This is a genomic window from Nonomuraea sp. NPDC050733 (assembly GCF_040654215.1).
In the GTDB taxonomy this organism is placed as follows: domain Bacteria; phylum Actinomycetota; class Actinomycetes; order Streptosporangiales; family Streptosporangiaceae; genus Nonomuraea.
In genome coordinates, this window is sequence record NZ_JBFAHO010000001.1 from 617,090 (window position 1) to 637,760 (window position 20,671).

Here is a 20,671-nt window from a genome sequence, read left to right on the forward strand (position 1 = left end):
GGGCATGGAAACCAATGATGTAGCGTATGGGTACATGGTCGTTGTCCGGAGCGGTGGGCTCATCGCGTACGAGCTCGCGGGGATGGACGTCGCCGACGTGCGCTTCGCCGTCTCACCGATCAACGAGCTCACGCTGTCACTGCGCACGTTCCGGGACCCCGGACGCTATCCCGTGCACCTGCCCTGGCTGCGGCGCACGGAGCACGTTCGATCCGGGCTCGACCTCCCCCTGCTGCACGCCCTCACGAACGACGCGCTGTGGTCGCCCGACTATCTGACACCCCGGCCGCACGCTCCCCTCACCCGTATCGACGACGAACTCGCCGCCGTCGCGCGCGTGCCCCCGGAACGCATGCTCGCCGACCTGCGCGCCCTCCATCCCGGGCGGCTGCCCGCACCGTTGCGGGGCGACCCGGCAACCGTTCGCGCACGCATCACGGAGGCGCTGCGGATGTACTGGCGCACCTGCTTCGCGCCGTGGTGGCCACGGATGCGGACGGTCCTGCAGGCCGACATCATCTACCGCGGACAGGTCATCTCCGCACACGGTCTGGCGGCGATGTTCGCCGGCCTCAACGAGCGGGTCCGCCTGGACGAGGGCGTCGTACGCGTTCGCCTGGTCAGCAACGCCGGCTACCGCCGGTCCACCGGCGGAGAAGGGCTCACCCTGGTGCCGACGCTCTTCGGCAGGGGCGTGACCGCCCCGATCTCACCGGAAGAGCCACCCCTGCTCATGTACGGCACGCGCGGCGCCGGAACGCTCTGGAAGGCGGAGTCCCGCCGTTCCCCCGCGGCGCTCACCGAACTCCTCGGCGCGACGCGCGCGGGCCTGCTCACGGCGCTGGAGACGCCGGCGTCCTCGACAGAGCTCGCCGGCCGCCTAGGCGTCACCACCTCGGCCGTCAACCAGCACCTGCGAGCTCTGCGCGACGCCGGCCTGCTCACCAGCGCACGCCACGGCCGCTCGATCCTGTATCTGCGTTCGGAGCTCGGCGACGCCCTCATCACGGACGAAGCCGCGGAGGACTCCGAAGACACGCGGTGACAGGCCGCCGAGCTGGTGGAGCCGCTCGTCCGGGAACGTGGATCGTTCTCTCGCTAGCGCGAGGGCGTGGTGTCTCCGAGGGAGACGAGCAGGCGGCGCAGGAGGGCGGCGAGGTGGTCGCTGTCGGCGGGATCGAGGCCGTCCAGGAGCCGGCGCTCGTACGCCAGGTGCTGTTCGACCAGCGTGTTCACCAGGCGCAGACCCTCGTCGGTCAGGGAGACGAGGACGCGGCGCCGGTGGTCCGGGTCGACTGCACGGTCAACCAGTCCCTTGTCCATGAGCCGGTCGATGCGGTTGGTCAGAGCCGCCGAGCTGACCATGGCGGCAGCACTGAGTTCACCGGCGTTGAGCACGTGAGGCGGTCCGGCGCGCAGCAGGGTGGCCAGCACGTCGAACTCCCATGGCTCGATGCCATGAGCGGCGAAGTTCTCCTTGAGCGCGCGTTCTATGAGGCGGGAGGAGCGGGACAGCCGGCCGATGACGCCCATGGGCGAGACATCCAGGTCGGGGCGGACCATCTGCCATTGAGCGATGATCGCGTCCACTCCGTCACGAGGATCGAGGGTCGTCATGGGCCTCCTCCGAAGGTGCGGAATACCCGGTAACACTTCGACATGGAAGTGTTTGACATCGCGCGACTGCGTGGTCTAAGTTTTCGACATCGAAGTTTTCGATGGAGGAGTGAGTGACATGAAGGTCCTGATTGTCGGCGCCACCGGTTACATCGGAACCGTGGTCGCCGACCACTTGACCGAGGCGGGCCACGACGTGGTGGAGCTGTCCCGTTCCGGCGACGGGCCGGACCGGGGGCGCGCCCGGCGCGTCGGCGACCTGACCGACCCGTCCTCATTGAGCGCGGCGGTGACACCTGACATCGACGCGGTGGTCAACCTGGCGACACCCACGGGTGACCCCGATGCGGACGCCGCCGCCGTGGCCGCGTTGACGGAACCGCTCCGGGGCACCGGGCGAGCGTTCGTCTACACGAGCGGCGTGTGGGTCCTCGGCGCCACCGGCCCCGAACCCGCCGGTGAGGACGCCCCGACGAACCCCATCCCGATCGTCGGCTACCGGCCGGCCATCGAGCGCCAGGTGATCAACGCAGCCGGGCACGGCGTGCGGTCCGTGGTCATCCGCCCGGGCATCGTTCACGGGCGTGGCGGCGGGATCCCGGCGCTGCTGGTGGACCTGGCACGCAAGCACGAAGCCCCACGCTACGTCGGGGCGGCTACGGTGCGCTGGCCCATGGTGCACGTCGACGATCTGGCCGATCTCTTCGTGGCGGCGCTGGAGCGGGCACCCGCCGGAACGCTGTGGCACGGAGTCACGGAGCCCGCGGTGCCCGTGCACGAGCTCGCCGCCGCAGCCGGCGACGCCGCCGGCGTCTCGGGGCGACCCCAGGCGTGGCCGCTGGAGGAGGCACGCGCGACGCTCGGCGAGGCGTTCGCCGACGCCCTGGCCCTCGACCAGAGCGTCAGCGGCGATGCGGCGCGTCGTGAGCTGGACTGGCGGCCCCGGCACGAGGACGCTGTGGCCGAGCTTCGCGCCGGCTCCGCCAAGTAATCTCGCACGACGACGTAAGGCCGGCGGTCTGGCCGCGGCTCATCGAACGCATCGTCGGGACCTGAGCAGATCCAGCCCACCGAGGGTCGCACCTTTGGCCCTGCCCCCCTCAAGCGGCGCATGAACGTGCGTGGCGGTCGCCCTCCGGGGCGACCGCGGGTCGCAACTACCTCGCCGGTGCGCTGCATGCCTCCGACCTGGCGTCCGTGAAGGCGTATCAACCTCTCCGTGGTCACCCCCCGGGAGGCGCAGACAAGATCGGGCCGATGCCATGAGCACGTGCTTCCTGATAAGAAGCTGGATACCAGCGCGATGTCGTGGAGCCAGTGAGGTCTTGCCACCTGGGGCAAGAGCCATTGCCAATGCACGGCCCCAATGCCCCGGTTGCGCCATCAGGCGACCTGCCGTGGCCAGCAGGAGCCAACTGAGCCGACGGCATGTGTCTTCTCCGCCGCTTCGAACTCACCGGCCCTGCCGGCCCTTTTGACCAGACGCCCCCAACGCGGCGACCGCTGGAACTGCGCGCCGATCATGCCACCGCTCGGTGTGGGCTGCCGCGCCAAGATCGTGGACATGCTGCACAGCCCGTCGCGTACGCGGGCCTCGGCCGGATGGCTCGTGGGCCAGCGCGGAACCGTCGTGGGCGTGCTCAGAAACGGCACCCTGGCGCTGCTCGAACTAGACGGCGAGCCACACATGTTTCCAGGCGGAGTACGGCGCTGGTCGGTGCACTGGGATGACCCGCTCGTGTACACGGTTCAGCCTGGCCCCGACGACTCCCCCGATGAAGGCGAGACAGTCACCGAACTGGCAGCGGGCTTCGCCGCGGGCGCCACCACCGCATGGCGCTACATCCGTGAAGCCATGACGCTGCCGGCCGACCGCTCGCCCGGCCTGGACCAGGCGTTACGAGCCGCCCGGCATGCCGGCTACGCCTTCGTGGTGCTGGACGGCACCCTGATCCCCATCGATCGAGTCGCCGCCGACCGGCCCTACTACTCCGGTAAGCACAAGAAACACGGTATGAACATCCAGGTCCTGGCCGCCCCCGATGGCACGCCGTTGTGGACCTCCGGCTCCCTTGCCGGGTTCGGTGCACGACCTCAGGGCCGCTCGGATCTGGGGCATCGTGCACCGCCTGAAAGCTGCCGGACTGATCGCCCTGGCTGACAAGGGCTACGTCGGCGCCGGTGAGCCCGTGCGGGTGCCCTACAAGGTGAAGAACAAGCCGGCCTCACAGAAGACTGCCGACTCCTCGCATGCCAAGCTCCGCGGACCAGGTGAACGCGCCAATGCGCAGTTGAAGACCTGGCGCATCCTCCGCAAGCTACGCTGCTGCCCTCTTCTCGTGGGTCAGCTCGCCAAGGCCATCCTTATCCTTCAACTCCGCGAGGCAAGTTGAAAAGCACTCAATGGTCGATGGATCAGAATATTGTCCGAGCAGATCGCCATAAAAACAGCGCACTGTTATCCTGGATGCCAGAAACGCGAAACAGGCAGCGATTGACGACATCAAATGCATCGTCGACAAGAACGGCTGAGAAGACAATGTCATCTGGTACCCGTAATCACTGGACTCCTGCCAGGCCTCCTGAGGACGGCATCGCAGCCCAGCGCGTGCGCGAGTGGATCGATGCTGGCGAGGGCGGACTGGACGCCGTAGGGCTCAACCTCTCCGGCGCCGACCTCTCCCACGGCGACTTCTCCGAATCATGGTTCACCGGCGCAAAGCTGGTGAACCTGCGGCTGAGAGGAGCGGAGTTGTACCGCTCGGACGCCCACGGTGCCGACTTCAGCGGAGCAGACCTGACGGAATGCTCGTTGGTGCGAGTCAACCTTGATGACGCGGTCATGCGAGGGGCTATCCTTGACGGAGCGAATTTGGTGAAGGCGTCTCTTTATGGTGTTGACGCATCAGGGGCAAGTTGTCGCGGAACGCAGTTCATGGGTTCTTCGTTGCTGGGGGTGAATCTTCGTTCCGCAGATCTCAGCAATGCTGTGTTTCAAGAAAATTCATTCAAGGTCACATTGGATCAAAACACCAAGCTCGTTGGTGCATCTGGGTCCGTTTTCGGGCCTGTGGTGATCGTTGAAAATGGGATTTCCCGCGAACTCTCCGGTTCTGCGCTCGAAGAATGGCTCACACTCAAAGGTGGGTCGCTGCGTGTCATGACGAATGATCGGTAGCTTATTCCGTCCCCGCGTCGACAAGGACGGCATGCTCACCCAGCGGCCCGAATGGTTCTTCGACGAGTGGGAGAACTCGCACGACGAGCTGCTGAACTGACGGCGACGCGTTTGGTGCCGATCGCGCCACCAGCGATCGGTCAACCGCGCTCATGCCCGCATCCGCGCCTGCGGCGAACACGCCGTTGCCACCTTGAAGACCTGGAAGGTCCTGGCCCGACTGCGCTGTTGCCCGCACCACACCACCCGGATCGACCAGGCCATACAGACATCTCACTGTGGGCGTCGGAGACGGCGAACGAGGGCCAACACTCGCATCGGAAGCCGACCCCATCAGATTTGGCTGCACTGACAAGCGGCCTTTGACGAACTCGTACGAGCCACAGAGGGCGTGTCCCGCGTCATGATTTCTGGCAGAGGTCCATGCTTGTCCTCTGACCAAGGAGTCCGTGATGCCTCAACCCCCTGCGATCCCGGTCGATGAGAAGGTCCGGATCGTGCTGAGCATTCTGGCCGGAGAGATGACGGTGGCCCAGGCCGCCCGCCGTGCCAGAGTCTCGGAACAGTCGATCGGCACCTGGAAGCGTCAGTTCATCGAGAACGGCCGCGCAGGCCTCGTAGCAAAGAACTCACGCACCCCCAGCCGCGAGGCTCAGCTCGAAGCCGAGATCGAGGAGCTGAAGACCGCCCTCGGCGAAGCCCACGTCGAGCTGCGGGTGTGGAAGAAGTCGGCCGAGCACCGCCTGGCCCCTTCCAAGACCTCGAGGTGATCCGCACCGAAGCGGGGATGCCGACCTCGAGGTTCTGCCGCCTGACTGGCATCCCCGAGCGGACCTACCGGCGCTGGCAGGCACGATCGCGCAACGAGCTGCCGGTCCGCGGCCCGTGGCCGGCGCCTGTCGCAGAGGCGGTGGAAGCGTACGTGATCAAGCATGCCGAGGCCCACCCCGCCTGGGGCCACCGCAAGATCTGGGCGTTATGCCGCTTCGACGGCCACCAGGTGTCCGCCTCGACGGTGGAGCGGATCATGCGCCGCCGCAGCCTGCTCCAAGGACGCGACCACACCGCCGAGGTCCGGGCCTGGGCGGCGGAGCGGCGCGCAGCATTCGCTCAGATCCCAACAGGACCGAACCAGGTCTGGCAGCTGGACTTCACCGAGTTCGAGACCAGCTCGGGCGGGACCTGGCGGATCGCCGGCTGCGCCGACTACCACGCGAAATACGAGTTCGGCTGGCATGTGGCCACCACCAGAACGCCAGTGACGCCATCGCTGCCCTCCGGCTGGCCCTCGATGAGGTCACCGCGTTGCTGGGCCGTCCGCTGATCGATGTGGTGACCGATCCGGCCACCGGACAGATCCGCCCGGTCACCGTGGTCACCGACAACGGACCCGCGTTCAAGTCGATTGCGTTCGCCCGCTTCTTCGCCGCCCATCCCGAGCTCAAACACGTCCGGACCCGCAAGAAGTCGCCGCACACCAACGGCGTGCGGGAACGCGCCTTCGGCTCGCTCAAATACGAGCGGCTCTACCGCGAGGAGATCCCCGACGGTCCCACCCTCGCCCTGAACGCCCATGCCTACCGCGCAGAGTTCAACACCCAGCGCCCGCACGAGGGCATCGCCATGAACCGGCCGATCGAGGTCTACCTCGGTCAGGCCGACCCGACGACCCCCAACTTTTCCCGCCCAGAAACCCTGCCACCTTCTTGACGCGGGACATGTCGGCAAGGCCGAGGTACTCAGCGCCCGGACGGTGCGGCTGCTCCACTCGTGCCTGAATCGTGCGGTGAAGTTCGCCCAGGCCCGCGACAAGGTGAAGCGCAATGTCGTGGGCCTCTGCGAGATCCCGGAGGGCAAGGAAGGCCGCCCGTCCAAGTCCCTCACCCTCGACCAGGCGACCGCCCTGCTCGACTCAGCCGAGGGTACGCGCCTGTACGCCTACGTCGTCCTCTCGCTGCTGATCGGCGCCCGTACGGAAGAGCTACGGGCGCTCACCTGGAAGGAGTCGATCTCGTCGGCGACCCGGACAAGGACATCCCGCCGTGGATCGCCGTGTGGCGCTCCGTACGCGAGGGAGGCGACACCAAGACCAAGCGCTCACGGCGCTCCCTGGCGCTGCCCAAGCGCTGCGTGGAAGCGTTGAAGGCGCATCGCGAGCAGCAGCGGAAGGACAGGAAGGTGGCCGGGCGAGAAGTGGCAGGATCACGGGCTCGTCTTCGCCTCGCTCGTCGGCACACCTCTCGACGCCCACAATGTCCGACGCGCGTTCCGGAAGATCGTAAAGGACGCCGGGATGCCCGCGTACTACTGGACGCCCCGCGAGATGCGGCACAGCTTCGTCTCGCTGCTGTCCGACTCCGGCGTCCCCCTGGAGGACATCGCCCGACTCGTCGGCCACAGCGGCACGGCGGTCACCGAAGCCGTCTACCGAAAGCAGATCCGCCCCGTACTCCTGCAAGGAGCGGCGGCGATGGACACCCTCTTCGCCCGGTAGTCACTCACCAACGCGAAAGGGTGCCATCCTGATGGATGACACCCTGCTCGACCAGCGTCGAACTGGTCGGGACGACAGGATTTGAACCTGCGACCCCTTGACCCCCAGAACGTGGGAGTAGGGGTTTCCGCTGGTCAAACGCCTAGCACCAGAAGCGGATCACGTTCACTGACCTGCGCATCGTTCCGGTGCGTGAACTGCGTTTGGTCCCAAACTGGTCCCAGTGCTTGTGGGCGGCTCGCAGCAGGCAGGCGATCTCGGGATGCCTGAGATCACTTCGGAGAAGCCGCCAACTCCGTCCCCGGCAGGTGGCTCGAAGAGCGCAGAATCGCTCTCTTCCCAGTTCGAGTCACGGATACGACGGACGACTACGGCAAGCGTGCTTCTGCTGGCGGCGATAGCTGCAGTTGTCTCGTTCCGGCACATGCATGAGCTGGCCCTGAAGCACGGCGAAGACGAGATCGCAGCAGCGCTCATCCCCCTTGCGGTTGACGGGACCATCGTCGTCGCGTCCATGTCCCTTCTCCTGGCCAGCCGGCCGGCCGCCGTGGCGGCGCATTGCCATGGATCATGCTCGTCATCAGCAGTCTCGCCAGCCTTGGAGCCAACACTGCCGTCGCGGAGCCCACGCTCGTCGCCCGCTTGATCGCCGGCTGGCCGAGCTTCGCTCTAATCGGCGCGTACGAAATACTGATGAGCCAGCTCAGGATGCTCGCGCAACGTGGATCGGATCCGGGCGCGGGAAAGCACAGTCAACAGCGCACTCCCTCTTCCCGCGTGGAGCCCGCTCGGACGCTCCAGCTCACGGCGTGGCAATGGGCGCAGGCGAATCGCGATCAGCAAGGTAGGATTCCCAGCGGCTTGGCAATCGCGCAAAACTTCGGCCGCTCCCCGCGGTGGGGACGCCTCGTCAAGAGAGCAGGACTCGCCGGAGAACTACCTTCACGCGGCCGCGCCGACTCGCAGATCGATGCTTGTACGTGACGCTCTAATTGGACCCGTCCGCTCGTGGAACGTCGGGATCATCGGGTTCGTTTGACCGGGTGTGGAGAGCAGCACAAGTAAGAGACGCCCGCGGAATCGGGATCGCCGACGCGGCAGCAGAGCCCCGCACGCGACCAACGCACCGCGCAGTTCCCCGGCCCCCTCAAACGGCTGGCAGCGCTTCTGGGAGAACAGGATCCGCAAACAGTCCCAGACTCCCGAGAATCTCTGGTTGACCTGGGGTCTGCCCGCGGCCGGCGTGTTGATCGGCTTCGAATTCATGTACTACGCCGTCTTCGCTGACGTACTTGGCGGTACGAGCGTCCTCGGGGTTCTCGGGGCCGCCGCCTGCGCGTTCGCCGCCCTCTTCGCCAGAGGCCTGCACGAGTACATCAGTTACCGGAGAACCGAAGAATTCCCCTTTCGCGTCGTGGGCACCGTCACGGGTATCGGGGCGGCGGTCGCCGTCCTCATCCAGCTCGTCTTCATGAGCTGAGGACGGTCCGGGCTCTCGGCTCGGCGGTTGGCAACGGCCCTGCCATTCTGGTGGCATGTTGGCGATCACGGCGTGGATCTGTCGGTGATGACAGCGTTGGGGCCTGACGGTGGCGGTGCCAGAGCGATCGGCGTTAGACGTTCTCGATCGGGCGGTACCCGGTCGACAAGAGCGCGGCCAGTCAGCGGATATCGGGCAGCGCGCCTTCCTGACTCACGGCTGCGGGCGGTTCACCGCCGACCAACGATGTGCGTGTAGTAGATCTTGCGACTCAAGCTCTCTGTCAACCCGCCGGCACCGCATGCGTGAAAGCCAGAACGACCGTCCCGAAACCGGTATTGGGCTCAAATGATCAGCGCACCACATAAGTTGATCTTGTGGTGATGGAAGGTCGTGTGCGGGACGGTCCCGCCGTGGGAGGCAGGTGCTCTTAGTACTGCAACGGCACTTGTGGGATGGGACGGCCGCGTCTGCGGTAGTGAAGCGGCGGGCTTGGGCTTGTCGGCGGCGGCGCCATCGCGACCAGGCGAGGACGTGGTGGGGTGCATGCCGGGGTTGCAGGAGAAGGTGGACCAGCAGGCGCCGTGTTTCGTTGACGGTCAGGGGGATGAGATCATGATCGTCTGGTGGAGTGTCGGCGCGTGCTCGGTCCCGTTTGCCTCAGCCGCGGTGACTGCGAGAAAAGCGTGGGCCAGCATCGACAAGGTGATGTGCCGGTACCAGCCGGTGTAGCTGCGTACCTGGTAGTGGTCCAAGCCGGCCTCGTTCTTGGCGGACTGGAAGCACTCTTCGATGGCCCAGCGCGATCCGGCGACCCGCAGCAGTTCATCCAGGGTGGTGCGGGCGGGCCCGTAGCACACGTAGTAGGCGATGTCGTCAGGGTTGGTCAGGGAGCGGCGGGCCAGAACCCAGTGGCCGCGACCGGCCACACGCAGCGGTCGGATCGGCACTCGCGCCCAGGCGTACAGGCGCTGGCCGTGAGCGCCGTCACCGCACGAACGGCGTCGCCAGGCTTGCGCGGGTAAGGAGGCCACCAGCTCATCGACCCGCCGCTGCTGCAATTGCATGCTGACGACGGTGTCGTCGCGCCGGATGGCCAGCACGTGGAAGACGTCGCGCTGCTCGAGCCACACGCGCAGGGATTTGGCCTGGCCGTAGGCTTCGTCAGCGGTGAACCACGTGAAGGGCACCTCGGCTTGCAACGCCCGAGTGAGCATCGCCTTGGCCAACTGGTGCTTGGTGGCGAACTGCACATGATCGTCGATACCGGCCTGCCGGCAGCGGGCGCGATCGTCGGTCCAGGAGGCGGGCAGGTACAACTCCCGGTCGATCAACGCCCGGCCTCGCGAGGAGGCGTAGGCAAGGAACACGCCGATCTGTCAGTTCTCGGTCCGACCCGCCGTACCGGAGTATTGCCGTTGCACGCCGGCGGAGCGCGCGCCTTTCTTGAGGAACCCCGTGTCGTCAATGATCAGCACGCCGTCACGGTCGGCGAGATGAGCCATCACATAGTCGCGAAGGTCATCGCGAACCGCGTCGGCATCCCAGTCGGCCGTGCGCACCAGCCGCTGCATGCCGTCCGGGCTGATCTGGCCGGCGAACTCGGCCAAAGTCCAGCCGTTCTTGCGCTCCAGCCCCGCGAGCAGACCTCATATGTAGGCGAGCACCCGCTCACGCGGCTCCGAGCGAGCAAACCGTCCCGCGATCCGCTGATGCAGCTCCGCCAGCCCTGCCGACCACACCTCAAGATCCACCACTGTCATGAGACACAGAATGATCACCAAACGGGCCGATCTACACAAGTGCCGTTGCAGTATTAGAGCTCCTAACAAAGGACCTATCGAGGCGTCGCCAGCAGATGATCGCGGCGGCGAGGGTCATGAACGCTTCGTGGATGTCGTCGCGGATCTCCCAGCGGATGCGCAGGCGGCGGAACCAGTGCAGCAGGGCTATCGTGCGTTCGATGACCCAGCGATGAACGCCCAGCCCGGAGCCGTGCGGGGTGCCGCGCCGGGCGATGTGCGGACGAATGCCGACGCGCCAGACCCGGCGGCGGTAGACGTCATGGTCGTAGCCGCGGTCGGCGTACAAGCAGGCAGGACGCTTACGGGGCCGGCCGTGCCGCCCTCGCACCGGCGGGATCGCCTTGATCAGCGGCAGCAACTGGGTGACGTCGTTGCGATTGCCGCCGGTCAGCGACAACGCGAGCGGGATGCCGTTGCCGTCGGCGATAACGTGGTGCTTCGAGCCCGGCTTGGCACGGTCGACCGGGCTCGGCCCGGTTTTGGGCCGCCCTTGAGCGCCCGGACGTGCAAGCTGTCGATCACCGCCTTGGACCAATCCAGCTGACCGGCGGCGTGCAACTCGCCCAGCAACAGCCGGTGCAGCTGGTTTCAGACGCCGGCCTGATGCCAGTCCCGCAACCGCCGCCAGCACGTCATGCCCGAGCCGAAGCCCAGCTCCTGCGGTAGAAACTCCCACGGGATGGCGGTGTAGAGCACGAACAAGATCCCGCACATCGCCTTCCGGTCATCCAGCCGCTTGCGCCCCGGATGATGCGTGCGCCGCTGCACCTTCGGTAACAACGGCTCGATCCGCTCCCACAAGCTGTCCGAGACGATCCACGGCAGCTGCTCACCTTTCCTCACACCAACCAACGACAATCATCACCGTGAGGATGGGGGTCATCTCATTCTGTTATGACCTCTTAGCGGTCGGCCGTTCCCCGGCGCCGCTTCATCTTTGTTATCCAGAAGCTGAGCCAGAAGAAGGCGTCGGCTTGCTGCCACCACAACAGAATCGCCAGGGGGACGGCCAGGAGGACGACGACCGCTTCCCTCGGATTCACGATTTGCATGAAACCGGCCTGCGGATCCAGCACATTGCCACTTGGATCGGCAGGGTCATAGAGCACCTGTCGCTGATCGTCGATCAGGGGACTCCCCTGCCAGCGGGAACCATCGACTCGCGTCCGGATGTGCCTACCGTCGCGTGTGGTGAACCTGACAATGGCATCGTCAGACGAATAGCGGCTATGTTCGGTGCGGACAACGGTGGCCATAGCCGACACGCCGCTCTCCCGCAACCGCTGCACCGCTCTGTAATCATTCACCGTGGCCACCGACATGCCGATTGCTATGAGCATCAGCGCGATCGCGATCTGGCCGTGAATGGAGGAGAGACGGTCCCGCATCGATGTCCGGGGATGAGGATCGGAGCTCACCTGCGAACTGTCTGCCCCCTCTTGCTTTCCACTACGCCTGCGCCTCTTGCTCCTACCGGCGCTGCCCATTCGACCCCGTTTCTCCTTCAGCCCACTATGAGATCAACGATCTGGCCTGAGCAGAGTTCCCGGGTAGCGGTCCGGGCCACGGGCCGGCGCGGCAGACAGTCGCAGCTCACGGTTACCCAGGATTGCCAGCCGGGCGGTGCTGACACGTCGTATCCCGCCGGACTCCTACCTAAGAAGCCCGAACCTGTGCGGTTTCGGCCTCACCTGACACACCTTCACGTAGCCCACCTGGTCGGCGAGGACGCCGCCCGAGTCCAGGACGCCATCTACGCGGTCACCGAGACGGCCTCACAGGCCCTCGCCGTCGCCGTCGGCCTGCACCGGCACCCCCGCCCGGCGACGTGCCCGGCCTACAACCTGCTCACCGACGCCGAGTGGGAGCCGCTGGCCGACGGCGCCCTCGCCCGCCGACTGGCCTACGGCTGCGAGCTGCAGCCCGGACACCCGGGCCTGCACGCCGCCCAGGCGCAAGGCGGAACTGGTCGAGCTGCCCACCTGCAGAGCCCGGCGACGCGGGCCGGACCCCAAGGGCGTCGACGACGAGGGCTGCAGCCTGTTCGCCGACCACGCCGGCGCGCACGCGGTAGGCCAATGGCTCGGAGACCTGGAGCTTGAGCCGGAACACCGTCACACCGGCCGCTGACCTGGCCGAACATCACACGGGACCACGGGCATCCTGTGGTCCCGTGGATGGGACGGCGCGGCCGCCGGCAGGCCACTGCCGGCAGCGACCCGGCCTGCTTCCGGAAGCACCCCCGCTAGCAGCGCGAAACCGGCACTGACCTGGCGGGTAGCTGTAGCAGCCCGCCATCGACCTGGGTCACGTCCACGGATGTGGTGTATGAATCGATCTTCGCGTGATCCTGTTTCTGCAGGTTAAGCGGTAAGCGTCTGCGGCAGTGGATTCTGTGTGGGTGTGTCGCCGGGCAGCGCCCTAAGGCGGGCCTTGGCGAGAGCCTCCAGGCCCATGTAGCGGCGAGCTTCGACCCACTTATCGGTCTGCTCGGCCAGTACTGCCCCCACGAGGCGGACGATGGCCGGCCGGTCGGGGAAGATGCCAACCACGTCCGTGCGGCGGCGGATCTCCTTGTTCAACCGCTCCTGCGGGTTGTTCGACCAGATCTCCTTTGGAAAGGCGGCGAACGCGATCAGCTCGTCGCGGGCAGCGTCCAGATGCCCGGCCGCAGCGGGATGCTTGGCCTCCAAAGTCTGGACGACCCAGGCGTGCTGAGCTTTGACGGCGGCAGCGTCAGGCTGGTCGAAGATGGTGCGCACCAACGTGGCGACGAACGGCTGAGCGGACTTGGGCACCCCGGTGAGGAGATTACGCAGGTAGTGGGTGCGGCAGCGCTGCCAGGACGCACCCGGCACAGTCGCACCGATCGCGGCAACAAGACCTGCGTGGGCGTCGGAGATAACAACTGCACGCCGGACAGACCGCGGGCGAGAAGGCCGCGCAGGAACGCCAGCCAGCCCGCGCCATCTCCAGCGGAGGTGACCTCCAGACCGAGGATCTCACGCCGGCCGTCGGCGTTGACGGCGGTGGCCACCAGCACGTGAACGTTGATGATCCGCCCGCCCTCACGCACCTTCTGCGTCAGCGCGTCCAGCCAGACGAAGGTGTAGGGGCCATTGTCGAGTGTCCGGGTGCGGAAGGCTTCGACCTGTTCGTCGAGGACCTTGGCCCTCTGCGAGACCGGACTTTTGGAGATGTTCTTGATGCCGAGTTGCTCGATCAGCTTGTCCACCCGTCTGGTCGACACACCCAGCAGATACGAGGTGGCCACCACACTGATCAGTGCCTGCTCGGCCCGCCGCCTGCGTTCCAGCAACCGGTCCGGGAAGTACGAGCCCTGACGCAACTTCGGGATCGCCAGCTCGATCGTGCCGGCCCTGGTGTCCCACTCCCGCGCCCGGTAGCCGTTACGCGAGTTCATGCGGTCTCTGCTGCGCTCGCCGTAGGCCGCTCCGCACAAGCTGTCGGCCTCGGCCGACATCAACGCCTCGGCCATGGTCTTCACCATGGATCTCAACACGTCGGGGTTGCTTGTCTCGATCTGCTTCGCCAGCCACTGTCCAGCCGTCACACTGTTGTCCACGGCCATCGCCCTCTCCTTTGACCTCGGATAGCACTCAAAGGATCACGCGATGGCCGTCCCTCTTTCACGACTGCCACACTTGTGGCCAGGTCAAACTCTTACACCACTCCCGTGGACGCAACCTTCGGCGCCCCTGCGCGGGTCACAAGCTCAGGCCGGACGGTGCCGCAACCGTGCATCACCACAGGTCAGCCATATCCGCCTGGTCGTCCCCTAGCGGTATTCCGCCGGCAGTCCCACATAGGGACCGAAGCAAGTGCTGAAGTCGGGATAGCAGGAGAAGTATTCGAGGCCTTCGTTGGCGTTTCCGGTGGTCATCCAGACATTGACCTTGGTGGCCCCGCCGGCGACGTCCGCGTTGACGGGAAGGGTCGCGGGCCCAGATTCGTCGCACCAGGTGCTGGAACTCTGCCAGTCCAACCGCCGTCCGGAGTTGGCTATCCTGGTGTCCGCGTACACCCGCCGGCACCCGACTGCCTTGAACGCTCCGGTGACGCCGACCGATCGGTTGTACCAGGTGACCGTGCCTTTGTAGTAGCTCGCCCCAACCTCGATCGAGAAGGTGCTGGTGGGGTAGGCGGCGGCGGTGGCGGGCGCCGCCGCGAAGACCATCCCGGTAACCGACGCCACCGCGGCCACGACCGCGCCGACCTTCCTCGTGCGGCTCTGCGCCTTCGTTATGTCCTTCAGCCTCACCATGACAACCACTCCCAGGTGCTTCGAGTACGGGTGCACAAGCCACGTATCACCGTCGTGCGGAGGCGACCGCCTCAGATCGGGCAGTGAACGTTGCCGCCGTTGTTCGGCGACACCACTCAACCTCGCGTGGACTTTGCGCCGCAAAGCATTCGAGCCAGTTCAAATCCACCGCGACGACTGCTAGCGTCGGGGCGGTGCTCGCGCTGCGTGTAGACGCCGACACGGTGTCCAGGACCCGGTTGTCGCCCTCTCCGGCGTCGGAGTCCATGGCGTGGTTGAAGCTCACCGCCGCGTCGAGACGGCACCCGGTGTTCGGAGATCCCGGACCACTCGCCCGCGCGTCTCTTGCCCATCCGGATGTCGCCCTGCTCGCGGACCTGATGCCGCAGAACGGCGACACCTACACGCCCGACCTGCTCACCCCGCAGCCAGGGACGGACGTGCAGCGTCGTGACCTGCTCGACGAGCAGATCGCGCAGATCGAGGCCACAGCGCAGGGCGACGTCGAAACCCAGGTCTTCACCTACACCCGGACCCACTGGAGCAGGCCACTGCGGGCCACGACCCGCCGGATCGCGGAGTCGGGGCGGATGCAGCGACGTCTCGCCAACGGTCTCGCCCGATTCTGGCGAGATACCCTCTCCGACGGCTGGCCCGAACTGCGCTCGATCATGGATCAGGACATCGCCCATCGCGCGACGGCCATCGCCACCCATGGCATCGGCCGAGCGCTCGGAGCACTTCACCCCGACATCAATTGGGCTGGCGACGCTGTCACCCTCGCCAAGTGGTGGGATGGCGAAATCGATGTCACTGGCCGGGACCTGGTCCTGGCCCCCGGCGTGCTCAACTGGCCCCACGTCATCATCCAGGTCGATGTCCCCGGGCAGTTCGTCCTCTACTACCCCGCCCAGAGTGTCGGAGCCAGCCGGGACCGCAGTCCTGGAGGGATCGCGCAAGTGGTCGGCAACGCCCGAGCGGCCCTGCTGGCGGACCTCGAAACCGCCCGGTCGACCGCAGAACTCGCCACCCGGATCGGATACAGCCCGGGCACCGTCTCCTACCACCTCAACGCACTGCACCGCGCACGCCTCGTCACCAAGGTCAGAGAGGGGCGCTACGTGTTGTACCAGCGGACCGCACAGGCAGCACGTCTACTGGAAGAATCCCGCGACTAGGGCGTATTTCCCGGAGTTGACGGTGGCTGGATTCGGCTCTGTGCAGGATCTGCTCGGATCAGGAGTGTGGGTGCCAGGAACCGAGCTGGGCGTCGGTCATGGTGGCGATCTCGTTGTGGACGTGGCTCCAGGCGGCCCATACGCTGCGGCCCCAGGTTTGGACCAGGTCGATGTGCTCGCCCACGGAGGAGGCCATAGTGACGTCGAAGACCGTGACCTTGCCGACGTTGTCTGGCGGGGTGAAGCGGGGCCAAGACGGGACGGTGTTGGCCAGGTAGCCGTGGGCGTTGCGAGCTTGCAGACCGGTGAATCCGCGTTCAAAGACCAGGTAGAGGCCGTTCAGCGCGAACGCCACGGCGATCGGTTTGGTGCCTGCGCTGACGTGTTGGGCGCCGTAGGCGTCCACACAAGTTTGGTGCCAGATGGCGAGCCGGGCGGGATGGGCATGGTTGAACGCGGCGACCTCGCCAGAAAGCCGCAAGCACTCGGGCGAGGCGTTGTATCGGGTTTCGTTGCTCGTCCGTCGTTCGTCGGGCAGTTCAAGGCGGCACCCGGGGCACACACTCATGCGGTTCAGGTTATGTTCTTGATCGCCGAACCGGGTCGCGGAGCCAGATCTTGATGGACGCGACGTCGATGGTTCCCTGGTAGATGCGTTCGCGCTTATCGAAGCGCGTGGCCACCGCCCGGAACTGCCGCAGCTTGTTGAAGCAGCGCTCGACGGTGTTGCGCTCCTTGTACCACTCGGCGTCGAAGTTGGGCGGGCGGCCTCCGGCTGAGCCACGCTTGAGCCGATTGGCCTTCTGGTCCTCTTTGACGGGGATGACCGCCTGAATACGTCAGCTTCCTCATCTGCGGGAAGGTCATCGAGCTCGCCAACGCGTTGTCCTTCGCCCTGCTCAGCGGGGACTTCGACGCCGAGCGCGCCGCGACGTCAATCCGGACCCTGATCGTCCCTCCCGGCAACAGCCAGATTTTCTACACGCTGCTGGAGCTGGTGGGGGTCATCCTGCTCGTGCTGCTGCTGGTCACCTTCATCATGCGCTCAGCGCTCGTGCTCGTCCTGGTCGTGGGCGCTCCCCTCGCCCTGGCCTGCCATACCCTGCCCCACACCATCGGGGTCGCCCGCTTCTGGTGGCGCGCCTTCGGTGGGCTGCTCATCATCCAGGTCGCCCAGTCGCTCACCCTCACGCTCGCCGTGCGGATCTTCTTCAACCAGGACGGCCGGCTCCTGCTGGGCATCGCCCCCACCGGCCAGTTGGTCAATCTCCTGCTCGCCATCTGCCTGCTGATCATCCTGGTGCGGATCCCGTCGTGGATCTCCCGGCAGATTCTCATCGGCGGCGGAAGGAGTTCCGCCATCACCCGCATCGTGAAGAGCGTGGTGGCGTACAAGCTCACCGCTCCCCTCCTCGCCGGGCTCAACCTCGGCAGAGGCCGGCGTCACGGCGGACGCAAGGCCATCACGAGTGCTGTGGCCGGCAAGGTGCTAGCCGGGGTCATCGGCGGACCGGCAGGTTTGGCAACCACGGCTATCACAGCGGCATCCGCGTCCTCCGCCGGCCCGCGGCCGTCAAGCACGCCCCCACCGGTGCCATCCGTCCCGTCAGGGCGGAGGACTGGGAGCCCGCCCCGGTCAAGCACGCGCCGACCGCTCCAGCTGTCCAGGGCAAGTACCGGCCCACTCCCAAGCGGAAGCCGCCCGTTCCCGCGATCACGCCGGTGTACGGCTACCCGCGCGAGACGTACTACGCCAGGGGCCCGGCAGGACTCGGCCAGATGATGACCCTCCGGACCCGAGCCCAGCAGAGCGGTGACACCACCGAAGCCACTTCCTCGGCGCAGCGCCCCGTCCGGCCGATCGTCCCGCTCGACGCCCCGATCCCCGGACAACCGAACTGGCCGGAGAAGCGCCGCCCCACTCAGAGGCCCGCCCGTCCCCGACCGCGTAAGCCGCGCGGAGGTGACAGCACGTGACCTGGACCGACTCGGTAGCCCGCATCCCCGCCGACGTTGAGCAGCCCGACAAGATCATCGGATCGTTCACCGCACGCCAGGTCGCCATCCTCGGTGGCACCGGAGTCCTCCTCTACACCGCGTACACGGCCATCGGCGACCGCGTGCCGCTCATCGTGTGCGCCGCCGTCGCCCTGCCCATCGCTGTCGCCGGCATCCTCCTGGCGGTCGGCCAGCACGACGGTATGCGAGTACCAGTCCTTGACGTGGTCTTCGAACTCTTTGAGCAGGTTGAGCTCGGGAATGGGTGAGTATGCATCGCTCATGCGCGTGCTCCAATCGACGTGCGGGAGTAGGGGCAGAAGACCTCATTCGGTGAGCCAGTGCTGAGGAACGAAGCACCGGATCGTCGATCGCCCCCGACCACTAACGGAGGCCAGCCCACACGTGGCGATCGTAGGGCTGCATTCGTTCGGCGGCGTGACGCTGGGGTCGGCGAGTTTGCTCGGTGCGGCGGATACCACGGTCGGCGTGGCGGCCCGTGCTGCTGCCGCCCGGGACCGGCCCCCAGGCCGCATGCCCGGGCGGCGGGCAAGCGACGGGCCGCTGTACGGCGGCGCGGCGCGGCGCCGCTTGATCACCTATAAGAACAATTCGGCAAGTCGCTCGGTCGCTACGAGCTAGGGTCGGTGAAGTGCATGTTGGCGGCTCGTGCGGCCTCGGCGAGTTCTGGCAACGTGATGACCGTGACTCCTGCGGCGGTCAGGGCCTCGGTGCCGTTGGCGTCGATGACGAAGGTGGGCGGTTCTTTCCAGGCGGTGACTACGCGGGGGATGCCGGCGTCGAAGTCGAGGTGCTTGAGCAGCTTGGGCAGGAACCGGCGGACGGCGGCGTAGCGATCCAGCAGTTCTTCTTGGAAGTCTTCATCCGGTTCGCGGGCGATATCGCCGATGACGTCGGCAGCGGCACCGATGGCGGCCAGATCCATCTCATCGAGGGCGGCGCGGATGTCGCCGTCAGGGATCTCGGCGACGGAGCGGATCTTCAGCCACACCTCGCGCAGCACGATCGCCGCGGTGTCGAGGTCTTTGAGGGTGCGCATCCGCTCCGTGTTCGCTTGAACACCGAGGTGCGCAGCAGGTCGCCGACCGCCAGATCGAACACCTCGACCGCGTCGTCGGCCGACTGGGGGCCATGGTCGCGGCGAAGGCGACCAGGGTGGCGAGTTTGCGGTCGCCGGCCAGGTCCGCGACGGCCTGGGCGCGGGCGGCGTGGGCGAAGCGGGCCAGTGCGGCGATCTTGCCGGGTGGCACCGCGCTCAAGTCCCAGCCGGCTGCGCCCAGGTCGCGCAGTTCCACATGCCGATCCAGGGCTTTGACCAGGCCGGTGCTGCTGACGTCGGTGGGGCTTTTGCGTAATCGGTCCAGCCGGGAGACCCGCCGGCCCTGCTCGACCTTGACCAGGTTCTCCAGCACGGCGGCCTGGTTCGGGCTGGGGGCGGCGGCCAGCAGCGCGTACTGGCGGGCGGCGACGCGCTCGCGCAGCGCGGCGATCAGCCGCTCCAGGGTGGTAACGCCGGGCAGCAGGATCTTGGCCTCCACCAGGCGATGGGTGGCCAGGTCGAACAGCACGATCGGGCGCTCGCGGCGAACTCGGTCTCGGCGGTGTGCGCGATGGCCTCGAACCGTGCGCGCTGGCGTGCGAGGGCCTCGTGCTAGCCGCGCCAGTTCCTCCTCGGCCGCCGTGCGCGAACCGGTCGCCGACAGGATCGGCCGAGAGAAGAGCCGGTCACCGTGACGGCAGGACGACCGTTCTGCTCATGGAGAGTCCTTTCGGATGAGGGCCTGGGCGCCAGCACGTCTGCTCGACCTATCCATCGCGGGTTGCGAAACGAGATCGATCATCTCGCCCACGCTTTGTTCTATGACGCCACGCGCCGCAGGCTGCGCAAAACCCACGGCGGGCAGTTCGCGTTCGCTTCGGCCTCGGCAACAGTGAGCCAGACAAACCCGGCCACTTCCTGCGCCGAGGCAGCCATAGGCTGGGCATGCGCCGGCAACTCACCTCGGAACACCACATTGATCACCGGGTCGCCGTCGTCCGTCACGAAGAACTCGCTTCCCACGTAGATGAGCACGACTCCCGTCACGTCGACGCCGATCTCCTCCGCCACCTCCCGGCGCGCGGTCTCCTCCAGCACATCGGCTCCGGCGCCGTCGATCTCGACCTTGCCGCCGACTCCGGCCAGCACACCAGGAGCGTTGGCCTCCTGCATTCCACGCTGGATCAGCAGCCAGTGGCCGTCCCGCTCCAAGAAGACCTCGACATTCACGACGAATGCCGGTCGCCCTCTTTGCGTCACGCAGGCCGACATGTCAGGTGTGTGGCTCCTCATGCTCGGAAACTCTACGGGGAAATGCCCTCGTTGATCATCTCGCGCATCCAGGGCAGGGGTCCCACATGCCGACTCCGGGAAGCGATCTTCCAGCCCTTGCCTTGGTACATGTAAGGGCTACTCGTGAATGCCCCGCGGCCGTCTATCTGGATCCCATCCAGATAGACGGCCGGAATTCCGATGTCCGCCAGTCTGGGTCCGGTTCTCCGCCAGCCGCCACCCGGCCAGGACCGTACGAGCGGTCTCGGAAGTGATCAATAACCGGAACAGGCTCACATCAGTT

22 protein-coding genes and 6 pseudogenes are annotated in these 20,671 nt (G+C 66.5%); 16 read left to right on the forward strand and 12 right to left on the reverse strand.

Annotated features, from left to right (window positions below; translation table 11 throughout):
• Positions 1-34 precede the first annotated feature (34 nt).
• Positions 35-1,045 carry a DUF5937 family protein gene (locus AB0H64_RS02810; RefSeq protein ID WP_357619383.1) on the forward strand — a complete coding sequence of 337 codons (1,011 nt, stop codon included), beginning with the start codon at positions 35-37 and terminating at the stop codon, positions 1,043-1,045.
• Between the two features lie 53 nt (positions 1,046-1,098).
• On the opposite strand, the gene AB0H64_RS02815 is transcribed toward AB0H64_RS02810, so the two are convergent.
• Positions 1,099-1,617, reverse strand: coding sequence for a MarR family transcriptional regulator (locus tag AB0H64_RS02815; protein ID WP_357619384.1), 519 nt, complete (start codon positions 1,615-1,617; stop codon positions 1,099-1,101).
• Positions 1,618-1,735: 118 nt separating this feature from the next.
• Here AB0H64_RS02815 and AB0H64_RS02820 point away from each other — a divergent pair, with 118 nt between their 5' ends.
• From AB0H64_RS02820 to AB0H64_RS02875, 12 genes and pseudogenes are all read left to right on the forward strand, one after another.
• Positions 1,736-2,608 carry an NAD-dependent epimerase/dehydratase family protein gene (locus tag AB0H64_RS02820; RefSeq protein WP_357619386.1) on the forward strand — a complete coding sequence of 291 codons (873 nt, stop codon included), beginning with the start codon at positions 1,736-1,738 and terminating at the stop codon, positions 2,606-2,608.
• Between the two features lie 786 nt (positions 2,609-3,394).
• Positions 3,395-4,010: pseudogene (locus AB0H64_RS02825) on the forward strand (transposase family protein); the annotation flags it as partial.
• A 17-nt stretch (positions 4,011-4,027) separates the two neighbouring features.
• On the forward strand, positions 4,028-4,795 hold the full coding sequence (locus AB0H64_RS02830) for a pentapeptide repeat-containing protein (RefSeq protein ID WP_357619388.1): 768 nt from the start codon (positions 4,028-4,030) through the stop codon (positions 4,793-4,795).
• Positions 4,785-4,895, forward strand: a complete 111-nt coding sequence (locus AB0H64_RS02835) for a DUF3696 domain-containing protein (protein WP_357619390.1) — start codon at positions 4,785-4,787, stop codon at positions 4,893-4,895. Before AB0H64_RS02830 ends, AB0H64_RS02835 begins: the two co-directional genes overlap by 11 nt.
• Before the next feature lie 21 nt (positions 4,896-4,916).
• Positions 4,917-5,147, forward strand: a pseudogene (locus tag AB0H64_RS02840) (hypothetical protein); the annotation flags it as partial.
• 100 nt (positions 5,148-5,247) lie between these two features.
• Positions 5,248-5,565, forward strand: a complete 318-nt coding sequence (locus AB0H64_RS02845) for a helix-turn-helix domain-containing protein (protein WP_357619706.1) — start codon at positions 5,248-5,250, stop codon at positions 5,563-5,565.
• Entirely contained in the window at positions 5,514-6,119 is a 606-nt protein-coding gene (locus AB0H64_RS02850; RefSeq protein ID WP_357619392.1) for an IS3 family transposase, read from the forward strand. Before AB0H64_RS02845 ends, AB0H64_RS02850 begins: the two co-directional genes overlap by 52 nt.
• Positions 6,101-6,505, forward strand: a complete 405-nt coding sequence (locus AB0H64_RS02855; protein ID WP_357619394.1) for an integrase core domain-containing protein — start codon at positions 6,101-6,103, stop codon at positions 6,503-6,505. Before AB0H64_RS02850 ends, AB0H64_RS02855 begins: the two co-directional genes overlap by 19 nt.
• A 76-nt stretch (positions 6,506-6,581) precedes the next feature.
• Positions 6,582-6,938, forward strand: a complete 357-nt coding sequence (locus AB0H64_RS02860; protein WP_357619396.1) for a hypothetical protein — start codon at positions 6,582-6,584, stop codon at positions 6,936-6,938.
• A gap of 6 nt (positions 6,939-6,944) precedes the next feature.
• Entirely contained in the window at positions 6,945-7,289 is a 345-nt protein-coding gene (locus AB0H64_RS02865) for a tyrosine-type recombinase/integrase (protein ID WP_357619708.1), read from the forward strand.
• A 424-nt stretch (positions 7,290-7,713) separates the two neighbouring features.
• Positions 7,714-7,935: a DUF2637 domain-containing protein gene (locus AB0H64_RS02870; protein ID WP_357619710.1), complete on the forward strand. Its 222-nt coding sequence runs from the start codon at positions 7,714-7,716 to the stop codon at positions 7,933-7,935.
• A gap of 570 nt (positions 7,936-8,505) precedes the next feature.
• A complete protein-coding gene (locus AB0H64_RS02875; protein WP_357619398.1) occupies positions 8,506-8,769 on the forward strand; it encodes a hypothetical protein in 264 nt (87 codons plus the stop codon).
• A gap of 599 nt (positions 8,770-9,368) precedes the next feature.
• On the opposite strand, the pseudogene AB0H64_RS02880 reads toward AB0H64_RS02875, so the two are convergent.
• The 6 genes and pseudogenes from AB0H64_RS02880 to AB0H64_RS02905 all read right to left on the reverse strand — a co-directional run bounded on the left by AB0H64_RS02880 (position 9,369) and on the right by AB0H64_RS02905 (position 14,859).
• A pseudogene (locus AB0H64_RS02880) lies at positions 9,369-10,532 on the reverse strand (IS701 family transposase).
• Positions 10,533-10,563: 31 nt separating this feature from the next.
• Positions 10,564-11,417, reverse strand: a pseudogene (locus AB0H64_RS02885) (IS5 family transposase).
• 59 nt (positions 11,418-11,476) lie between these two features.
• Entirely contained in the window at positions 11,477-11,992 is a 516-nt protein-coding gene (locus AB0H64_RS02890; protein ID WP_357619400.1) for a DUF3592 domain-containing protein, read from the reverse strand.
• 357 nt (positions 11,993-12,349) lie between these two features.
• A complete protein-coding gene (locus AB0H64_RS02895) occupies positions 12,350-12,556 on the reverse strand; it encodes a hypothetical protein (RefSeq protein ID WP_357619402.1) in 207 nt (68 codons plus the stop codon).
• 381 nt (positions 12,557-12,937) lie between these two features.
• Positions 12,938-14,166: pseudogene (locus AB0H64_RS02900) on the reverse strand (IS256 family transposase).
• A gap of 207 nt (positions 14,167-14,373) precedes the next feature.
• Positions 14,374-14,859 carry a hypothetical protein gene (locus tag AB0H64_RS02905; protein WP_357619404.1) on the reverse strand — a complete coding sequence of 162 codons (486 nt, stop codon included), beginning with the start codon at positions 14,857-14,859 and terminating at the stop codon, positions 14,374-14,376.
• A 194-nt stretch (positions 14,860-15,053) separates the two neighbouring features.
• Between AB0H64_RS02905 and AB0H64_RS02910 the strand changes: the two genes are divergently transcribed.
• Positions 15,054-16,037 (forward strand): DUF5937 family protein, encoded by a 984-nt coding sequence (locus AB0H64_RS02910; RefSeq protein WP_357619406.1) that lies wholly within the window; start codon positions 15,054-15,056, stop codon positions 16,035-16,037.
• Between the two features lie 58 nt (positions 16,038-16,095).
• On the opposite strand, the gene AB0H64_RS02915 is transcribed toward AB0H64_RS02910, so the two are convergent.
• Together AB0H64_RS02915 and AB0H64_RS02920 are read right to left on the reverse strand one after the other, a co-directional pair.
• Positions 16,096-16,605, reverse strand: a complete 510-nt coding sequence (locus AB0H64_RS02915) for a DUF5946 family protein (RefSeq protein WP_357619408.1) — start codon at positions 16,603-16,605, stop codon at positions 16,096-16,098.
• Between the two features lie 94 nt (positions 16,606-16,699).
• Positions 16,700-16,873, reverse strand: a pseudogene (locus AB0H64_RS02920) (IS5/IS1182 family transposase); the annotation flags it as partial.
• 47 nt (positions 16,874-16,920) lie between these two features.
• Between AB0H64_RS02920 and AB0H64_RS02925 the strand changes: the two are divergent.
• The gene (locus AB0H64_RS02925; protein ID WP_357619410.1) at positions 16,921-17,820 is read left to right on the forward strand and encodes a conjugal transfer protein TrbL family protein; all 900 of its coding nucleotides are present in this window, start codon (positions 16,921-16,923) and stop codon (positions 17,818-17,820) included.
• A gap of 190 nt (positions 17,821-18,010) precedes the next feature.
• Complete coding sequence (locus AB0H64_RS02930; RefSeq protein ID WP_357619412.1) at positions 18,011-18,304, forward strand: PrgI family protein; 294 nt, start codon at positions 18,011-18,013, stop codon at positions 18,302-18,304.
• A 362-nt stretch (positions 18,305-18,666) separates the two neighbouring features.
• Here AB0H64_RS02930 and AB0H64_RS02935 read toward each other — a convergent pair whose 3' ends face one another.
• From AB0H64_RS02935 to AB0H64_RS02945, 3 genes are all read right to left on the reverse strand, one after another.
• Complete coding sequence (locus AB0H64_RS02935; RefSeq protein WP_357619414.1) at positions 18,667-19,059, reverse strand: hypothetical protein; 393 nt, start codon at positions 19,057-19,059, stop codon at positions 18,667-18,669.
• Positions 19,010-19,762 (reverse strand): DUF4158 domain-containing protein, encoded by a 753-nt coding sequence (locus tag AB0H64_RS02940; RefSeq protein ID WP_357619712.1) that lies wholly within the window; start codon positions 19,760-19,762, stop codon positions 19,010-19,012. Before AB0H64_RS02940 ends, AB0H64_RS02935 begins: the two co-directional genes overlap by 50 nt.
• A 152-nt stretch (positions 19,763-19,914) precedes the next feature.
• Complete coding sequence (locus tag AB0H64_RS02945; RefSeq protein ID WP_357619416.1) at positions 19,915-20,367, reverse strand: NUDIX domain-containing protein; 453 nt, start codon at positions 20,365-20,367, stop codon at positions 19,915-19,917.
• Positions 20,368-20,671 lie beyond the last annotated feature (304 nt).

Excerpts from the sequence above, each read along its gene's own strand:
- AB0H64_RS02905 (WP_357619404.1), bottom strand. The coding sequence starts at position 14,859 with ATGGTGAGGCTGAAGGACATAACGAAGGCGCAGAGCCGCACGAGGAAG.
- AB0H64_RS02820 (WP_357619386.1), top strand. The coding sequence starts at position 1,736 with ATGAAGGTCCTGATTGTCGGCGCCACCGGTTACATCGGAACCGTGGTC.
- AB0H64_RS02815 (WP_357619384.1), bottom strand. The coding sequence starts at position 1,617 with ATGACGACCCTCGATCCTCGTGACGGAGTGGACGCGATCATCGCTCAA.
- AB0H64_RS02845 (WP_357619706.1), top strand. The coding sequence starts at position 5,248 with ATGCCTCAACCCCCTGCGATCCCGGTCGATGAGAAGGTCCGGATCGTG.
- AB0H64_RS02810 (WP_357619383.1), top strand. The coding sequence starts at position 35 with ATGGTCGTTGTCCGGAGCGGTGGGCTCATCGCGTACGAGCTCGCGGGG.
- AB0H64_RS02915 (WP_357619408.1), bottom strand. The coding sequence starts at position 16,605 with ATGAGTGTGTGCCCCGGGTGCCGCCTTGAACTGCCCGACGAACGACGG.
- AB0H64_RS02945 (WP_357619416.1), bottom strand. The coding sequence starts at position 20,367 with ATGTCGGCCTGCGTGACGCAAAGAGGGCGACCGGCATTCGTCGTGAAT.
- AB0H64_RS02835 (WP_357619390.1), top strand. The coding sequence starts at position 4,785 with ATGATCGGTAGCTTATTCCGTCCCCGCGTCGACAAGGACGGCATGCTC.
- AB0H64_RS02870 (WP_357619710.1), top strand. The coding sequence starts at position 7,714 with ATGCATGAGCTGGCCCTGAAGCACGGCGAAGACGAGATCGCAGCAGCG.
- AB0H64_RS02830 (WP_357619388.1), top strand. The coding sequence starts at position 4,028 with ATGGATCAGAATATTGTCCGAGCAGATCGCCATAAAAACAGCGCACTG.